At 41.4% G+C, this 16,195-nt stretch carries 29 protein-coding genes; 27 read left to right on the forward strand and 2 right to left on the reverse strand.

Annotated features, from left to right (window positions below; genetic code table 11):
• Positions 1 to 38: 38 nt before the first annotated feature.
• Positions 39 to 344, forward strand: coding sequence for a 30S ribosomal protein S10 (rpsJ, locus tag J4N23_RS13940; protein ID WP_040627320.1), 306 nt, complete (start codon positions 39 to 41; stop codon positions 342 to 344).
• A gap of 78 nt (positions 345 to 422) precedes the next feature.
• On the opposite strand, the gene J4N23_RS13945 is transcribed toward rpsJ, so the two are convergent.
• Entirely contained in the window at positions 423 to 1,031 is a 609-nt protein-coding gene (locus tag J4N23_RS13945) for a hypothetical protein (RefSeq protein WP_207428178.1), read from the reverse strand.
• Positions 1,032 to 1,149: 118 nt separating this feature from the next.
• Between J4N23_RS13945 and J4N23_RS13950 the strand changes: the two genes are divergently transcribed.
• Together J4N23_RS13950 and J4N23_RS13955 are read left to right on the forward strand one after the other, a co-directional pair.
• Positions 1,150 to 2,235: a phosphoglyceromutase gene (locus J4N23_RS13950; protein WP_207428180.1), complete on the forward strand. Its 1,086-nt coding sequence runs from the start codon at positions 1,150 to 1,152 to the stop codon at positions 2,233 to 2,235.
• A 45-nt stretch (positions 2,236 to 2,280) separates the two neighbouring features.
• Positions 2,281 to 3,537 (forward strand): prephenate dehydrogenase, encoded by a 1,257-nt coding sequence (locus J4N23_RS13955; RefSeq protein ID WP_207428182.1) that lies wholly within the window; start codon positions 2,281 to 2,283, stop codon positions 3,535 to 3,537.
• 32 nt (positions 3,538 to 3,569) lie between these two features.
• Here the strand turns inward: J4N23_RS13955 and J4N23_RS13960 are convergent, their stop codons facing one another.
• On the reverse strand, positions 3,570 to 4,217 hold the full coding sequence (locus tag J4N23_RS13960) for a hypothetical protein (RefSeq protein ID WP_207428183.1): 648 nt from the start codon (positions 4,215 to 4,217) through the stop codon (positions 3,570 to 3,572).
• Positions 4,218 to 4,533: 316 nt separating this feature from the next.
• Between J4N23_RS13960 and rplC the strand changes: the two genes are divergently transcribed.
• The 24 genes from rplC (at position 4,534) to rpmJ (ending at position 16,178) form a co-directional block, all read left to right on the forward strand.
• Positions 4,534 to 5,151: a 50S ribosomal protein L3 gene (gene rplC / locus J4N23_RS13965; RefSeq protein WP_207428184.1), complete on the forward strand. Its 618-nt coding sequence runs from the start codon at positions 4,534 to 4,536 to the stop codon at positions 5,149 to 5,151.
• A 1-nt stretch (position 5,152) separates the two neighbouring features.
• Entirely contained in the window at positions 5,153 to 5,782 is a 630-nt protein-coding gene (gene rplD / locus J4N23_RS13970) for a 50S ribosomal protein L4 (protein WP_207428185.1), read from the forward strand.
• Position 5,783: 1 nt separating this feature from the next.
• A complete protein-coding gene (rplW, locus tag J4N23_RS13975) occupies positions 5,784 to 6,074 on the forward strand; it encodes a 50S ribosomal protein L23 (protein WP_207428186.1) in 291 nt (96 codons plus the stop codon).
• A gap of 6 nt (positions 6,075 to 6,080) precedes the next feature.
• A complete protein-coding gene (gene rplB, locus J4N23_RS13980) occupies positions 6,081 to 6,905 on the forward strand; it encodes a 50S ribosomal protein L2 (RefSeq protein WP_207428187.1) in 825 nt (274 codons plus the stop codon).
• Positions 6,905 to 7,171, forward strand: a complete 267-nt coding sequence (gene rpsS / locus J4N23_RS13985; protein WP_207428189.1) for a 30S ribosomal protein S19 — start codon at positions 6,905 to 6,907, stop codon at positions 7,169 to 7,171. Before rplB ends, rpsS begins: the two co-directional genes overlap by 1 nt.
• A gap of 3 nt (positions 7,172 to 7,174) precedes the next feature.
• On the forward strand, positions 7,175 to 7,531 hold the full coding sequence (rplV, locus tag J4N23_RS13990) for a 50S ribosomal protein L22 (RefSeq protein WP_207428191.1): 357 nt from the start codon (positions 7,175 to 7,177) through the stop codon (positions 7,529 to 7,531).
• Between the two features lie 9 nt (positions 7,532 to 7,540).
• On the forward strand, positions 7,541 to 8,410 hold the full coding sequence (gene rpsC / locus J4N23_RS13995) for a 30S ribosomal protein S3 (RefSeq protein ID WP_207428192.1): 870 nt from the start codon (positions 7,541 to 7,543) through the stop codon (positions 8,408 to 8,410).
• Positions 8,411 to 8,452: 42 nt separating this feature from the next.
• A complete protein-coding gene (rplP, locus tag J4N23_RS14000) occupies positions 8,453 to 8,875 on the forward strand; it encodes a 50S ribosomal protein L16 (RefSeq protein WP_207428193.1) in 423 nt (140 codons plus the stop codon).
• Positions 8,876 to 8,947: 72 nt separating this feature from the next.
• Positions 8,948 to 9,175 (forward strand): 50S ribosomal protein L29, encoded by a 228-nt coding sequence (rpmC, locus tag J4N23_RS14005; protein WP_207428194.1) that lies wholly within the window; start codon positions 8,948 to 8,950, stop codon positions 9,173 to 9,175.
• 13 nt (positions 9,176 to 9,188) lie between these two features.
• Positions 9,189 to 9,443 (forward strand): 30S ribosomal protein S17, encoded by a 255-nt coding sequence (gene rpsQ, locus J4N23_RS14010; protein WP_207428195.1) that lies wholly within the window; start codon positions 9,189 to 9,191, stop codon positions 9,441 to 9,443.
• A gap of 1 nt (position 9,444) precedes the next feature.
• Entirely contained in the window at positions 9,445 to 9,813 is a 369-nt protein-coding gene (gene rplN / locus J4N23_RS14015) for a 50S ribosomal protein L14 (RefSeq protein WP_207428196.1), read from the forward strand.
• Position 9,814: 1 nt separating this feature from the next.
• Positions 9,815 to 10,156, forward strand: coding sequence for a 50S ribosomal protein L24 (rplX, locus tag J4N23_RS14020; RefSeq protein WP_304622449.1), 342 nt, complete (start codon positions 9,815 to 9,817; stop codon positions 10,154 to 10,156).
• The gene (gene rplE / locus J4N23_RS14025) at positions 10,156 to 10,722 is read left to right on the forward strand and encodes a 50S ribosomal protein L5 (protein ID WP_207428197.1); all 567 of its coding nucleotides are present in this window, start codon (positions 10,156 to 10,158) and stop codon (positions 10,720 to 10,722) included. The genes rplX and rplE overlap by 1 nt, the downstream gene beginning before the upstream one ends.
• Positions 10,715 to 10,984, forward strand: coding sequence for a 30S ribosomal protein S14 (rpsN, locus tag J4N23_RS14030; RefSeq protein ID WP_207428198.1), 270 nt, complete (start codon positions 10,715 to 10,717; stop codon positions 10,982 to 10,984). The genes rplE and rpsN overlap by 8 nt, the downstream gene beginning before the upstream one ends.
• A 154-nt stretch (positions 10,985 to 11,138) precedes the next feature.
• On the forward strand, positions 11,139 to 11,540 hold the full coding sequence (gene rpsH / locus J4N23_RS14035) for a 30S ribosomal protein S8 (protein WP_370527278.1): 402 nt from the start codon (positions 11,139 to 11,141) through the stop codon (positions 11,538 to 11,540).
• A gap of 15 nt (positions 11,541 to 11,555) precedes the next feature.
• Entirely contained in the window at positions 11,556 to 12,113 is a 558-nt protein-coding gene (gene rplF, locus J4N23_RS14040) for a 50S ribosomal protein L6 (protein WP_207428202.1), read from the forward strand.
• A gap of 5 nt (positions 12,114 to 12,118) precedes the next feature.
• Entirely contained in the window at positions 12,119 to 12,472 is a 354-nt protein-coding gene (gene rplR, locus J4N23_RS14045; RefSeq protein ID WP_207428203.1) for a 50S ribosomal protein L18, read from the forward strand.
• A gap of 11 nt (positions 12,473 to 12,483) precedes the next feature.
• The gene (rpsE, locus tag J4N23_RS14050) at positions 12,484 to 13,002 is read left to right on the forward strand and encodes a 30S ribosomal protein S5 (protein ID WP_207428204.1); all 519 of its coding nucleotides are present in this window, start codon (positions 12,484 to 12,486) and stop codon (positions 13,000 to 13,002) included.
• Positions 13,003 to 13,007: 5 nt separating this feature from the next.
• Positions 13,008 to 13,187: a 50S ribosomal protein L30 gene (gene rpmD, locus J4N23_RS14055; RefSeq protein ID WP_207428205.1), complete on the forward strand. Its 180-nt coding sequence runs from the start codon at positions 13,008 to 13,010 to the stop codon at positions 13,185 to 13,187.
• A 2-nt stretch (positions 13,188 to 13,189) separates the two neighbouring features.
• Positions 13,190 to 13,636 (forward strand): 50S ribosomal protein L15, encoded by a 447-nt coding sequence (gene rplO / locus J4N23_RS14060; RefSeq protein WP_207428206.1) that lies wholly within the window; start codon positions 13,190 to 13,192, stop codon positions 13,634 to 13,636.
• A 3-nt stretch (positions 13,637 to 13,639) separates the two neighbouring features.
• The gene (gene secY / locus J4N23_RS14065; RefSeq protein ID WP_207428207.1) at positions 13,640 to 14,977 is read left to right on the forward strand and encodes a preprotein translocase subunit SecY; all 1,338 of its coding nucleotides are present in this window, start codon (positions 13,640 to 13,642) and stop codon (positions 14,975 to 14,977) included.
• 8 nt (positions 14,978 to 14,985) lie between these two features.
• Entirely contained in the window at positions 14,986 to 15,771 is a 786-nt protein-coding gene (gene map / locus J4N23_RS14070; protein WP_207428209.1) for a type I methionyl aminopeptidase, read from the forward strand.
• A gap of 70 nt (positions 15,772 to 15,841) precedes the next feature.
• The gene (gene infA / locus J4N23_RS14075) at positions 15,842 to 16,060 is read left to right on the forward strand and encodes a translation initiation factor IF-1 (protein WP_021071231.1); all 219 of its coding nucleotides are present in this window, start codon (positions 15,842 to 15,844) and stop codon (positions 16,058 to 16,060) included.
• Position 16,061: 1 nt separating this feature from the next.
• Entirely contained in the window at positions 16,062 to 16,178 is a 117-nt protein-coding gene (gene rpmJ, locus J4N23_RS14080; protein WP_008506259.1) for a 50S ribosomal protein L36, read from the forward strand.
• The last annotated feature ends 17 nt before the right edge of the window (positions 16,179 to 16,195 follow it).

Raw genomic sequence — 16,195 nt, forward strand, 5'->3', positions numbered from 1 at the left:
TAAATAGCTCTTACAGCTGATTTAATTAAAAAAACAAAATGAGCCAAAGAATCAGAATCAAATTAAAATCTTACGATTACAACCTGGTTGACAAATCAGCTGAGAAAATCGTTAAAACTGTAAAACCTACAGGTGCTGTTGTTAGTGGTCCTATTCCTCTTCCAACTGAGAAAAAAATCTTTACAGTATTGCGTTCACCGCACGTAAACAAGAAAGCTCGTGAGCAGTTCCAACTTTGCTCTTACAAAAGACTGTTGGACATCTACAGCTCTAACTCTAAAACTGTAGACGCGCTTATGAAACTTGAATTACCTAGCGGTGTTGAAGTTGAGATCAAAGTGTAACTAGCTGAGATTTTAAAAAGATAAAGCCCGTTCAGAGATTTCTGGACGGGCTTTTGTTTTCGGGATAACTTGACTGATTTATCCTTTATTTAATAATTCTTCTATTTTGTTTCTTTCGGTTTGGAGCTCACGAGCGAGTTTTTTCTCTTTATCGTTAGCTTTTACCTTATACGCTTGATACTCGGTAGATAGTTCATCATAAAGCTGTCTTCTGTACCGTGCTTCTCTTACGCTTTTACCTGCAGTAAATACCACAATTGCCAGCGCCAGTGCTAACACCGCTACAATTCCCCACATGATGGAATTGTACGTCACTTTATCTACCGACATTCCCAACAGCTGTACTTCGTTAACAGCAGCTTCCGACTTTTCAAGGTTAGCCTGATGGGTGGCTACTTGCTTTTTTAATTCTTCGATAGTTTGTCTTTGTTCATCTACCTGTTGTCTCAGCTGTGGCGATTTTTTTCGTTCGGCACGGAGACTGTCCTGCACACTCTTCCACAAGGCGCTGAGCCGGGAGGGATGCACTACCTTGTACCCTTGCTGTGTCCAAGAGCGTCTCAACATCTCCTGATACTGGCCGTTTAGGGAACGATCAGCCGTGCGTAGAGAATCCTGCGCGGTTGAGGTAAGGCTAATTAAAAAAAGCGAGATGGCCAAAAGGAATGACAAAGTTGTCTTTTTCATAAAGTAAAATGTAAGATGTTTGAGCATCGTGAAAATAGGAAATAATGCCAAATTACAAAAAACTAAACCTGACTTCAATAGCAATTGTTACAACAGGAGCTAGAAAGAAATTTATCCTATGCGGTCAAAAACAATTGTGTTTACTTTCCTATTTGCGCTGCTGTATGTTCAACTGCCCGCGCAAACTAAAACTGAAAATGTAGTTCTAGTTACGCTTGACGGATTGCGTTGGAAAGAGCTCTTTTCGGGAGCGGACCCCAAGATCGTCAGTAATAAAAAATATGTAAAGGATGTTCCTGGCCTGAAGGATAAGTATTGGAATGATAGTCCCGTTAAACGAAGGAAGGCCTTGTTTCCTTTTATGTGGTCAACCCTGGTGCAAAATGGCCAGATATACGGTAATCGGGAATTGGGTAATAAGGTTAATGTTGCGAACCGATATTGGTTTTCCTATCCCGGATATAATGAGCTGTTAACCGGAAATACCGATAGGCGGATCAGGAGTAACGCCCGGGTCGATAATCCTAATCAAACCATCCTCGAATTCGCTAATCAACAACGAGGCTTTCAGGACAAGGTCGCTGCCTTCGCTTCCTGGGATGTATTTCATTACATCTTAGCTAAGCGTCGGTCAGGAATTTACATTAATGCCGGGCATGATACGGCGAAAGTCAAGCTCACTTTCAGGGAAAAATACCTCAATCATTTGCAGCAGCACACGCCCAGTCCCTGGCGTTCTACCCGCCTTGACGAGTTCACTCACCAGTACGCCAAAGAGTACATGAAGAAGAATTTTCCAAAACTGGTACTAATTGCTTATGGTGAAACAGACGAGTATGCCCATGAAGGACGATACGACGATTATTTGGAGTCGGCAACTAAAACGGATGCATATATCAAAGACCTTTGGGAGTTTATTCAATCAAACGAACATTATAAAGATAAAACCACTCTGCTAATTACTACCGACCATGGAAGAGGTGCCGGAAGAAGATCCTGGAGAGGTCATGGCATTGATAAGATCGGTTCCAATCACACTTGGTTTGCTGTGATGGGACCGGACACAAAACCCTTGGGAGAAGTCAAGGCAAAAGGACATTATTATACAAAACAATTAGCGCATACCATCGCCTCCTATCTCGACTTAAATTACCCCAATTCCGGTTCCTCAGAAAACATCATCGCCACCGGCCCCGTCAAATAAACGGCCAGCCGCACGGTTCGAATACTTTCTTCTTATATTTACCCAATGAATATTGGTATCATAGGATTGGGTGACATGGGTAGTCTCTATGCCCGAAAGTGGGCGGAGAAGGGATACTCGATCTACGGTTGCGACCTTCCGGAACGATTCGAAATTCTTAAGAACGCTTTTCAAGGTACTTCAGTTACGATTCTACCCGATGCTAAATCTGTAGCGCGGAAGGCGGACTTTTTGATGTATGCCGTAGAAGCTGCTCGGATTAGGGAAGTAGTTGCAGCTACAGCAGCTTCTGTGAAATATGGTGCGATCATCTCAGGCCAAACCTCGGTGAAGTATCCGGAAATTGAGGCTTTTGAAGAGTATCTTCCGGATGACGTTCATATTTTTACATGCCATTCACTGCATGGTCCTGCCTTTTCTACAACGGGACAAAAGCTGGTCATCGTCCCCCATCGCATCGACAGGGAAAATTATAAAAAAGGGCTTGAGATCTACGAGGCGTTAGAGTCAGAAATTATTGAAGTAGACAGCTACCATCAACATGATCAAATCATGGCGGATACTCAAGCCGTCACTCATATGGGGTTTGAAAGTATGGGCACCGCGTGGAAAAATGCCGGTGTTTACCCCTGGGACCATGGAGCGTATTCTACCGGTATTGATAACGTTAAAATTTTGACAACCCTTCGGATTTTTAGCTACAAGGCGCACGTCTACGCCGGTTTGGCTATACTTAATCCATTTGCCCGTAAGCAGGTGCGACAGTATGCAAAGTCAGAATCGGAATTGTTTAAGATGATGATCTGCGAGCAGGAATCTAACTTCCGAAAGAGGATTTTGGCGGCTAAAGCATTTGTGTTTCATGGCGAACGTGAGTTTATCACCCTTGAAGATGAAGCGATGAAGGACTTTAAAATGGCTGAAGAATCGGGCAGCTACCGGCCTAACTCTCATCTCAGTTTGCTGGCGATGGTAGATGCATGGCATCAACTTAAGGTGAATCCCTATGATAACCTTATTTGTCAAACGCCACCGTTTAGGCTAAGACTGGGTATTGCTGAGTATTTGTTTAAGAACGAAGAGTTGCTGGAGGAAACTATTCGGACAGCATTGTACGATAAAAGTATTCGGGCGGATGACCTGGAGTTTCACTCCGCTGTGCGGGAGTGGGCATCTATAATAGAATATGGAGATATGGAAGGCTATCTTTCGCATTTTAATCAGGTGAAAGATTTTTTTGCCGACCGTTTGCAGGAAGGAGCGCGGCAAAGTGCCCGGCTGATCGAGAAATTAAGTCAATAAAAAAAGCGGTTCTGGCAGAACCGCTTTTTTTATTAGCGAGGTTTTACAGTTGTTTCGCCGTCTTCCTCTACTTTTTCCTTCGTGGTCGGCGTTTTCGATTTAAACTCTTCACCGTCGTCAACCTTCAGTTTGCTGTCGCCGGATTTATATTTCATGTCGTCCCCATCAATTTTTATTTTCTCGTTACCGCTTTTGATTTTTATTTCGTCTCCGCGACGCTCGATCTTGGCGTTATCCAATTCCCATCTTTCACCATTTCTGCGAATTGCATTATTTACCTTTATTCCGCTTGGACCATACAAGGTATCCCCGGTGCTAACGTCTACAAAAAGCATGTCGGCCTCAATTGGCTGACGAGTATCAGCATAGACATACAGGCTGCCCGCAGACCCCGAGCCTGAAACAGAACCACCTGCAGTAGCCGAGCCCGATCCTGAGGTCGATCCAGATCCGGAAGCAGAACCAGCACTGGATACTCCGCCCTGGTTTTCTGAATTCATTACTATGGCAACCGGTTCACCAGTGTTCAAATTTACATAAGAGCCTTGAGCTTGTGCCGTTTCTTCTGTTTCAATCATGGTAGAATCGGTGCTTGCCTGATTGTTATTATTACTGCTACTGCATGCGATGAATGCAGGAAGGATAATTGCCGCAATTATTTTAAAATAGGAACCTTTCATAAAATCTAAGTTTAGTTGTTTTTTGATAACACCTCCCAGTTGTGAAAGGTTTTCTAGATGAAGGCGGCAACAGTCTCTAAGCTCTGTGGAACTTCCAGTTCTGTCGCCAAAGAATTGAGAAATTCCAATTCGCTCGGTTTCTGATTCTTTGCTTTTGCCAAAGACATATTAGTTTCTTTTTTATTTCTAAAAAAATAACTTCCTCACTATTTGATATTTAAAGTATTGTGTCTATCTTTGCCGTCCCTTTCGAGGGATTGTTATGCCTTGAACGAAGCCCTACTGCTTCGATGGGCGAAAAAGATAAAAAAAGAAAATGTCAGGAATTATTGGAAAAAAAGTAGGAATGACCAGCATTTTCGATGCCGACGGGAAGAACATCCCATGTACGGTGATCGAGGCTGGCCCATGCGTAGTTACGCAAGTTCGTACCGCTGAGAAAGACGGCTACGAAGCGGTTCAGTTGGCTTTCGGAGAAAAGAAAGAGAAAAACACCACTGAACAATTAAAAGGCCATTTCGCTAAGGCAGGAACAACTCCAAAGCGCAAGCTTGTAGAGTTTAAAACCTTCGAAGACGAGAAAAGTTTGGGCGACACTATTACTGTAGAAATTTTTGCTGAAGGCGACTTCGTTGATGTTGTTGGAACTTCAAAAGGTAAAGGTTTCCAGGGTGTTGTTAAGCGTCACGGCTTCGGTGGTGTTGGTGGTCAAACTCACGGACAGCACAACAGGATGCGTGCTCCGGGTTCATTAGGTGCTTCTTCATGGCCTTCACGTGTATTCAAAGGAATGCGCATGGCTGGTCGTACAGGTGGCGCTCGTGTAAAAGTTCAGAATCTTCAGATTTTGAAAGTGTATCCTGAGCAAAATTTATTAGTAGTTAGCGGTTCAATCCCGGGAGCTAAAGGTTCTTACGTAATCGTTGATAAATAAGATGGAAGTTAGTGTATTAAACATTTCAGGTAAAGAAACAGGTGCCAAGGTGCAACTTCCTGAAGCGATTTTCGGTGTAGAACCAAACGATCACGCAATCTACTTAGACGTTAAACAATACCTTGCAAACCAACGCCAGGGTACTCACAAGTCTAAGCAACGTAACGAAATTGCTGGATCAACCCGTAAACTATACAAGCAAAAAGGAACTGGTGGAGCTCGTGCTGGTAACATCAAATCACCTTTATTTAACGGTGGAGGTCGTGTTTTCGGTCCTCAGCCACGTGACTATAGCTTTAAGTTAAATAAAAAATTAAAGCAACTGGCTCGTAAGTCGGCTTTATCTTACAAAGCGAAGGATAACAACATCGTAATTCTTGAAGATTTCACTTTTGATGCAATCAAGACTAAGAGCTACGCTAAGCTAGTATCTGACTTAAACGTTGCTGACGAGAAAACTTTATTGGTTTTACCAGCTGCTAATAATAATGTGTATTTATCAAGCAGAAACATTAAAAAAGCAAAAGTGATCACTGCTGACCAATTAAACACTTATGACGTGTTGAATGCAGGAAAACTGTTGTTAACTACTGGTTCTGTTAAAACATTGGAGGAGGCACTGGCCAAGTAATATGGAAATTTTAAAGAAACCTATTTTAACAGAAAAAGCATCGATTCTAACTGAGAAGCTGAATCGTTATGCATTTAAAGTAGATCACAGAGCCAATAAATTGCAGATCAAAACCGCAATTGAGCAAATGTATGGTGTTAACATCGAAGCTGTAAACACTATCGTGGTATCTGGAAAAGCAAAAAATCGTTACACTAAAGCAGGATTTGTATCTGGTAAAACAGCTAAATACAAGAAAGCTATTGTAACGTTGAAAGATGGTGAAACTATAGACTTTTACGGCACTATATAATTAAACATGGCAGTTAGAAGATTTAAACCGGTTACCCCTGGTACTCGTTTCCGCGTAGGAGGCGACTATTCAGATGTTACTACAAACGTTCCAGAAAAATCGTTAGTAGTTTCTATCAAGAAGTCAGGCGGTAGAAATAATACCGGTAAAATGACTATGCGTTATCTCGGTGGGGGACATAAAAAGTCATACCGATTGATTGATTTTAAACGCGATAAAAACAACATCCCCGCAACAGTTGCCACAATTGAGTACGATCCAAACCGTACAGCCCGTATAGCCCTGCTACACTATGCTGATGGTGAGAAGCGCTACATCATTGCTCCTGAAGGACTAACAGTTGGACAGACTGTAATCTCTGGAGAAGGTGCAGCGCCAGAAGTAGGAAATGCGCTTCAATTAAAAAGCATTCCTCTTGGATCTATCATCCACAACATCGAATTAAACCCTGGACAGGGAGCTTCTATCGCTCGTAGTGCCGGTACTTACGCACAGCTTTCAGCTCGTGACGGTAAGTATGCCATTATCAAATTGCCTTCAGGTGAAACTCGTATGATCCTAGCTACTTGCATGGCTACAATTGGTTCTGTGTCAAATGCAGAGAAATCAAATGAAGTTTTAGGTAAGGCTGGTCGTAAACGTTGGTTAGGTATCCGTCCTCGCGTTCGTGGTGTAGCTATGAACCCGGTAGATCACCCAATGGGTGGTGGTGAAGGTAGAGCTTCAGGAGGTCACCCACGTTCAAGAAAAGGATTACTTGCTAAAGGATATAAAACCCGTAACAAGAAAAAAGCTTCTAGTCGTTACATTATCGAAGGGAGGAAGAAATAATGGCTCGTTCAATTAAAAAAGGCCCTTATATTGACCACAATCTTGAGAAGAAAGTGGTTGTTATGAATGAAAGCAACAAGAAAACTGTGATTAAGACTTGGTCTCGCAGATCAATGATTTCTCCGGATTTCGTAGGACATACATTCGCTGTTCACAACGGAAATAAATTTATTCCAGTTTATGTAACTGAGAATATGGTTGGACACAAGCTGGGAGAGTTTGCCCCAACCAGAACATTTAGAGGTCACGCTGAAAAGAAAAAATAAGCCATGGAAGCAGTAGCAAAATTAAATAATTGCCCTACCTCACCTCGTAAAATGAGACTGGTTGTTGACCTGATCCGTGGTGAGCGTGTAGAAAAGGCGTTATACATCTTAAAGTATACAAATAAAGAGGCTGCACAAAGAGTTGAGAAACTGTTATTGTCAGCAATTAAAAACTGGGAAGCTAAGAACGAAGGTCAACGCCCTGAAGAAAGCGAACTGTTTGTGAAAACAGCTTTCGTTGACGGAGGCCGTCAGTTAAAACGTTTAAGACCAGCTCCTCAGGGACGTGGATACAGAATTCGTAAACGTTCTAACCACGTAACATTGGTAGTTGATAGTAAGAATCTTGAACAAAACTAATTTTAGGAAATGGGACAAAAAGCACATCCAATAGGTAACAGGTTAGGAATCATCAAAGGTTGGGATTCTAACTGGTTCGGTGGCAACAACTACTCCGATAAATTAGTTGAAGACGAAAAGATTCGGAAATATTTATCAGTACGTATCTCTAAAGGCGGTATCGCTAAATTAGTGATTGAACGTACCTTGAAGCGTATCACAGTAACTATTCACACTGCTCGTCCAGGTATCGTTATCGGTAAAGGAGGTCAGGAAGTTGATAAGATCAAAGAAGAGTTAAAAAAACTTACTAAAAAGGATGTTCAAATTAACATCTTCGAGATCAAACGTCCTGAGCTTGACGCACAGTTGGTAGCTGAAGGTATCGCTAAACAATTAGAAGCTCGTATTTCTTTCCGTCGTGCAATGAAGACTTCAATTGCTTCAACAATGCGCATGGGTGCTGAAGGGATCAAAATTATGTGCTCTGGTCGTTTAGGAGGTGCTGAAATGGCACGTACTGAACAGTACAAAGAAGGAAGAATTCCTTTGCACACTTTCCGTGCTGATATTGATTATGCTTTGGGTGAGGCCTTGACTACTTACGGTAAGATAGGTATCAAAGTATGGATCTGTAAAGGCGAAGTTTACGGTAAACGTGATTTGTCTCCAAACATCGGACAAACGTCTAACACCAGAGGAAGAAACGAAGGTGCTGCTTCATTCGGTGGTAACGAAAGAGGTGGAAACGACAGAAGAGGCGGAGATAGAAGAGGCGGAGATCGTGGTGGAAACCGTGGTGGAAATAACCGTGGCGGACAAGGCGGTCAGAACCGTGGTGGACAAGGTGGCCAGAACCGTGGCGGAAACGCTGGTGGCGGCTTCAGAGGAAAGAAATAATTGATTTTTTAGAACATCGTTTAACGATAAAAAAATACGAACATGTTACAGCCAAAAAGAACGAAGTTCAGAAAGATGCAGAAAGGCAAAATGAAAGGGTTAGCATCCCGCGGTGCTGAGCTTTCATTCGGATCTTTCGGTATCAAATCTCTTGAACCAGCCTGGATTACCAGTCGTCAGATCGAAGCTGCACGTATTGCCGTTACACGTTATATGAAACGTGAAGGTCAGGTGTGGATTCGTATATTCCCAGACAAACCCGTTACCAAAAAGCCTGCGGAAGTACGTATGGGTAAAGGTAAAGGTGCTCCTGAATATTGGGTAGCTGTTGTACGTCCGGGAAGAATGATTTTTGAAGCTGAAGGTGTGCCTTTAGAAATTGCTAAAGAAGCACTACGTCTAGCCGCTCAAAAATTACCAGTACAAACAAAATTTGTAGTACGTAGAGATTACGTAGAAGCATAATTGAGTTATCAGTTTTAAGTTGTGGGTTGTGAAACTCGCAACTTAGAACGTAGACTTACAAATACAAGAAAAATGAAAAATTCAGAAATATTAGAGCTATCAACTGAGGAGATCGTTGCGAGGATAAGCGAAGAGAAAGCAAGCCTTACTAAATTAAAGTTTGCTCACGCGGTTTCTGCTATAGAAAACCCTTCACGCATCAGTAAAATTAGAAAAGATATTGCTCGTTTAAACACAGAATTGACTAAGCGCAAAGCGGCGAGTGCTGCAGAGATAAAGTCCGCTTCTGAAACTGAATAACTTTAGAGTCGAAATGGAAAGAAAATTAAGAAAGACCCGTATCGGGTTGGTAGTAAGCAACAAGATGGACAAGTCTGTCGTAGTTGCAGTAGAGAGGAAGGTTAAGCACCCTATCTACGGAAAATTCGTGAAGAAGACTACCAAATTCATGGCTCACGACGAGGCTAACACTTGCGGTATCGGCGACACAGTGTTAATCATGGAAACTCGTCCTCTGAGTAAAACTAAAAACTGGAGATTAGTTGAAATTTTAGAAAGGGCTAAGTAACATGGTACAACAGGAATCAAGACTGAATGTTGCTGACAACAGCGGAGCTAAAGAAGTTTTAGTGATCCGTGTCCTTGGCGGTACTGCAAAAAGATACGCTTCATTGGGTGACAAAATCGTTGTTACCGTGAAGAGTGCACTTCCATCAGGTAACGTAAAAAAAGGTACTGTTTCAAAAGCAGTAGTTGTTAGAACTAAAAAGGAAGTAAGACGTAAAGACGGTTCTTACATTCGTTTCGACGACAACGCAGCAGTATTATTAAATAACCAGGACGAACCACGCGGTACTCGTATCTTTGGCCCGGTTGCAAGAGAACTGCGTGAGAAACAATTCATGAAAATTGTATCATTAGCACCGGAGGTATTGTAACATGGAAAAGAATAAGAAATCTCAACCTAAATTGAAGATCCGTAAAGGAGATTTAGTTCAGGTAATTGCCGGCGACTCTAAAGGCAAACAAGGCAAAGTTTTGGAAGTACTTTTAAAGGAAAACAGAGCTGTTGTTGAAGGCGCAAACCAGGTATCTCGTCATACTAAACCTAATGCTGCTAACCCTAATGGTGGTATCATTAAAAAGGAAGCTCCTATCCATGTTTCTAACCTTATGGTTGTTGATGCTAAAACAGGCAAACCAACCCGCGTTGGTAAAACAAAGAATGCTGAAGGAAAATCAGTTCGTGTAGCAAAAAAATCTGGGGAGGAAATTAAGTAATGACTTACGTACCAAGGTTAAAAACTAAATACAGAGAAGAGATCCGCACTGCTCTTAAGGAGAAATTCCAATATAAGAGTGTGATGCAGGTTCCTAAACTGGAGAAAATTGCGATCAACCAGGGTGTTGGTTCTGCAACTACAGATAAAAAATTGATCGAGACTGCAATTAATGAGTTGACTACTATTACAGGTCAGCAAGCGGTTGCTTCCAAATCAAAGAAAGATATCTCAAACTTTAAATTACGTAAAGGAATGCCAATTGGTGTTCGTGTAACTTTACGCGATAACACAATGTATGAGTTTCTAGATCGTTTAATCGCTGTGGCTTTACCACGTATTCGTGACTTCAAAGGTATCAACGATAAAGGTTTTGACGGAAATGGAAACTATACATTAGGTATCTCCGAGCAAATCATTTTCCCTGAGATCAACATTGACAAAATCAATAAGATCATGGGTATGGATATTACCTTTGTAACTTCAGCGACTAACGATGTTGAGGCGCTTGAATTACTAAAACAATTTGGTTTACCATTTAAAAATCAAACAGTAAACAATGGCTAAAGAAGGTGTAAAAGCGCGTGAAGTTAAACGTGCAAGATTAGTTGCCAAATATGCTGCCAAAAGAGAAGCTTTGAAAGCTGCTGGTGATTATGAGGCATTAGATAAATTACCTAAAAATGCTTCTCCGGTTCGTTTACACAATCGTTGTAAGTTGACTGGTCGTCCTCGCGGATATATGCGTCAGTTTGGTATTTCACGTGTAACTTTCCGTGAGATGGCTCTTGCTGGTAAGATCCCGGGAGTAAAGAAAGCGAGCTGGTAACATTCCCTAAGTCAAAAGTCATAATATAAAATTCAAAAATTGTCTAATAGATAGTTTTTGAATTTTTTTTACTTTTGCAATCCCGTTTTTAAAAAATTTAACCGATGGAAGGTCGTCCCTGTGACAGGGAAGGAAACCACCATCATAACAAACAATAATGAATACAGATCCAATAGCAGATTATCTTACAAGAGTAAGGAATGCCATCAAGGCCAACCATAGGGTTGTAGAAATTCCTGCATCAAACCTCAAAAAAGAAATCACAAAAGTTCTTTTTGACAAAGGTTACATCGCGAACTACAAGTTTGACGATAACAATGTTCAAGGCACTATCAAAATTGCTTTGAAATATCATCCGATAACTAAAGTTCCTGCTATTCGCACCATTTCACGTGTGAGTAAGCCTGGTTTGAGAAAGTATGCAGGTGTAGACAGTATGCCACGTGTATTAAATGGTTTAGGGATCGCTATCCTGTCCACTTCTAAAGGTGTAATGACTGATAAGGAAGCCCGGAACTTGAACATCGGTGGCGAAGTTTTATGTTACGTTTATTAATCAAGGAGATTAACGATGTCAAGAGTAGGAAAAGCCCCAATCGCAATCCCTGCAGGTGTTACAGTTACAGTGTCAGCTGAAAACTTAGTAACTGTTAAGGGACCAAAAGGAGAATTAACTCAGTTAGTTGATTCTGATATAACAATCGCACAAGAAGACGGACAAGTTCTAGTACAGCGTCCATCAGAACAAAAACGCCATAAAGCATTACATGGATTATACCGTGCTTTAATCAATAACATGGTTAAAGGTGTTACTGAGGGTTATAAAGTAGAGCAGGAATTAGTAGGGGTAGGTTACCGTGCTACTAATACTGGTAATACTTTAGACTTGGTGCTTGGTTATTCTCACCACTATGTATTCGAGCTTCCTAAAGAAATTAAGGTTGCTACTACAGCAGAAAAAGGTAAGAACCCAACCATCATTTTAGAGAGTATCGACAAACAATTATTAGGACAAGTAGCAGCGAAGATTCGTTCATTACGTGCTCCAGAGCCTTACAAAGGTAAAGGTATCAAGTTTGTTGGTGAAGAGTTAAGAAGAAAAGCAGGTAAATCGGCATCTAAAAAATAATCATCATGGCAGGAATTAAATTATCTCGCAGAGAGCGAATTAAAAAAGGAATCAGAAAAAGATTAACCGGTTCTGCTGAGCGTCCACGTTTATCTGTTTACAGAAGTAACAAAGGTATTTACGCTCAAATCATTGATGATACAACCGGTAAAACTCTAGTTTCTTCATCTTCTTTATCTAAGGAGTTTGTAGCAAACGGAAATAAATCGGAACAATCAAAGGCTGTCGGTAAAGCTGTAGCAGAAAAAGCATTAGCAGCAGGTATCAGTTCAGTAGTATTTGACAGAAATGGTTATTTGTACCATGGACGTGTTAAGTCTCTGGCTGAAGGTGCACGCGAAGCTGGTCTTAACTTTTAATAAAATCGGAGATGTCAACAATCAATATAAAAAGAGTAAAATCAAGCGAGATCGAACTAAAAGACCGCTTAGTTAGCATCCAGCGTGTTGCAAAAGTTACCAAAGGAGGACGTACTTTCTCTTTCTCAGCTATCGTAGTGGTAGGCGATGAGAACGGGGTTGTAGGTTACGGGTTAGGTAAGGCTAAAGAGGTAACTGAAGCGATCGCAAAAGGTATCGATGATGCCAAAAAGAACCTGGTAAAAGTTCCGGTAATCAATGGAACAGTACCTCATGAACAATACGGTAAATTCTCTGGTGGTTTTGTGTTTATTAAACCAGCAGCAAACGGTACTGGTGTAATCGCAGGTGGTGCGATGCGTGCAGTATTAGAAAGTGCCGGCGTTCACAACGTATTGGCAAAATCAAAAGGTTCATCTAACCCTCACAACGTGGTTAAAGCAACAGTTTCTGCACTATCTCAGATGCGCGACGCTTATACTGTAGCTCAACAACGTGGTGTTGATCTTAATAAAGTTTTTAACGGATAAGAGTCATGGCGAAGATCAAAGTAACTCAAATTAAAAGCGTTATCGACAGAAGCGAGCGCCAGAAAAGAACCATGCAGGCTTTAGGTTTAAAAAAGATCAACCAGTCTGTAGAAGTTGAAGCTACCCCGGCGATTATCGGGATGGTAAGAAAAGTTAATCATTTAGTAGCAGTAGAAAGTATTTAATCATGAACTTAAGTAATTTAAAACCTGCAGCAGGTTCAACTAAAAATAGAAAACGTATCGGACGTGGTACAGGTTCTGGCCGTGGTGGTACTTCAACCCGTGGTCATAAGGGAGCTGGTTCTCGTTCAGGTACTTCTACTAAGGTAGGTTTCGAAGGTGGTCAGATGCCTTTGCAACGTCGTATTCCAAAAGTAGGATTCAAGAACATCAACCGTGTAGAGTATGTAGGTATCAACCTTGACGTTCTGCAAGGGCTTGTTGAAAAGTTCAATTTGACAGCTGTTGATTTTTCCACGCTTAAAGAGCATGGATTAGTATCAAAAAACGACCTTGTTAAAATTCTAGGCAGGGGCGAATTAAAAGCTAAATTAGAAGTTACAGCTCATGCTTTCACAGCTACTGCACAAAAAGCAATTGAAGCAGCCGGTGGTGCAATTGTAAAATTATAATTAATGAAGAAGCTTTTCACTACCCTTTCAAATATTTGGAAGATAGAAGATTTAAGAGTGCGTATTTTAAACACACTCTTATTTCTTTTAATTTACCGTATAGGCTCTTTTGTTGTTCTTCCGGGCGTCAATCCTGTAGCCCTTGAGAATCAGGAAAGAGAAGGCCTTCTTGGTTTATTGAATATGTTTGCTGGGGGATCTTTCTCTCGCGCTTCCATTTTTGCATTAGGCGTGATGCCTTATATCTCTGCTTCTATTGTGGTGCAGTTATTAGGTATTGCAGTTCCATATTTTCAGAAGATGCAAAAGGAAGGTGAAAGTGGAAGGAAGAAATTAAACCAAATTACAAGGTACCTTACTGTTGCTATCACCTTTTTGCAGGCTACTGCGTATGCTCGGACTCAGATCCCGGCAGAAGCAAGAATCATGGCCGAGCCGTTGTTCTCAATTTCTTCTATGGTAATTCTAACCGCCGGAACCTTATTTGTAATGTGGTTAGGTGAGAAAATTACCGATAAAGGTATCGGAAACGGGATTTCCCTGATCATCATGGTTGGGATTATCGCACAGTTGCCGGGTGGCTTGGTTGCAGAGTTTCAGGCAAGAATGGGTGGAAACGGTGGTATTATCGCAATTGTAGCAGAGTTAATTGCCTTGTTCTTTGTCGTTGTATTTACTATTCTCATTGTACAAGGCGTTCGTAGAATCCCGGTTCAGTATGCAAAGAAGATAGTGGGAAATAAGCAGTATGGCGGGGTGAGGCAGTACATACCTCTGAAGGTGAATGCAGCTGGTGTAATGCCAATCATTTTCGCCCAGGCGATTATGTTCATCCCACTGTCAATCGTTCAGTTCTTCCCTAATGCTCAGGGTTCATTCCTTACAGCGTTAAGTAATTACACTTCCTGGCAGTACAACCTTCTATTTGCGTTTTTGATCATTGCGTTTACCTTCTTCTATACAGCTATCACAGTTAACCCTGTTCAAATGTCTGACGATATGAAGAAGAATGGCGGCTTTATTCCAGGTGTTAAGCCAGGAGAAACTACTGGTAATTATATTGATGACGTAATATCAAAAATTACTTTACCGGGTGCAGTTTTTCTAGCTATCATCGCTATTTTGCCAGCTATCGCAAGTCTTCTAGGCGTTAACAGTAACTTTGCACACTTCTATGGGGGAACTTCGTTATTGATCCTTGTGGGTGTTGTATTAGATACGCTGCAGCAGATTGAAAGTCATTTATTGATGCGTCACTATGATGGATTGATGAAGACTGGTAGGTTAAGAGGTCGTACGCCTGTGACAACTGGCGCGGGTGCAGCTGGTCCTGCAATTTAATTTTAATAATGTCCAAAGTTTATTATAAGACTTCTGAAGAGATTGAGCTGATAAGGCAAAGCTCCTTGTTGGTATCCAAAACTCTTGCTGAGGTTGCCAAAGTAATAAAGCCTGGCGTTAAGACTATAGAGCTTGATAAGCTGGCAGAATCCTTTATTAGAGATAATGGGGGAGTGCCAGCTTTCCTAAACTATAACGGATTCCCCTATTCTTTATGTATTTCCCCAAATGATCAAGTCGTTCATGGCTTCCCCGGGGAGTATGAATTGAAAGATGGGGATATTATTTCCGTGGACTGCGGTGTAGTACTAAATAAGTTTTATGGCGATTCCGCCTATACCTTTGCGGTGGGGAACGTGGCGTCGGAAACGCTTGAGCTACTTGACGTGACTAAAGAATGCCTGCAAAGGGCTATAGAAAAAGCAGTAGTTGGACACAGGGTGGGTGATATTAGTTTTGCAGTGCAGGAACACGCCGAAGCCCATGGTTACGGGGTGGTTAAAGAGCTGGTAGGACACGGCGTTGGCTTCAAGCTTCACGAAAAGCCCGAAGTGCCTAATTACGGGAAACGAGGTTCCGGAATAAAGCTTGAAGAAGGTGTTGTGTTGGCTATTGAACCGATGATTAACCTTGGACGAGCAGGCGTAAAGTTTTGGAAAGATGGCTGGACGGTAAGTTCGGTAGATGGGAAACCCTCGGCTCACTTTGAACATACAGTGGCGATTAAAAAAGGAAAAGCAGACGTTTTATCGACCTTCGAGTATATCGAAGAAGTTTTACAACAAAAAAAATAAAAATTAAAATTTTTTATTTAATTTTGCGTCCCCGTAATAAGGAAGCTAAATAAATAGAAATCAATAAAATATGGCTAAACAAGCCTCTATTGAACAAGACGGTATCATTAAGGAAGCATTGTCCAATGCTATGTTTCGTGTTGAGTTAGAGAACGGACACGAGATTATCGCTCACATTTCAGGGAAGATGCGGATGCACTACATCAAGATCTTACCCGGTGATAAAGTGAAGCTGGAAATGTCTCCTTACGATTTAACAAAAGGCAGGATTACTTATAGATATAAATAAGATGAAAGTTAGAGCATCCATAAAAAAGCGTAGCGCTGATTGTAAAATTATCCGCCGTAAGGGTAAGCTTTACGTAATTAACAAGAAAAACCCTAAGTACAAACAGCGCCAGGGTTAATATTTATTGTAAAAACT

Source organism: Pedobacter sp. SYSU D00535 (assembly GCF_017355855.1).
Lineage (GTDB): Bacteria > Bacteroidota > Bacteroidia > Sphingobacteriales > Sphingobacteriaceae > Desertivirga.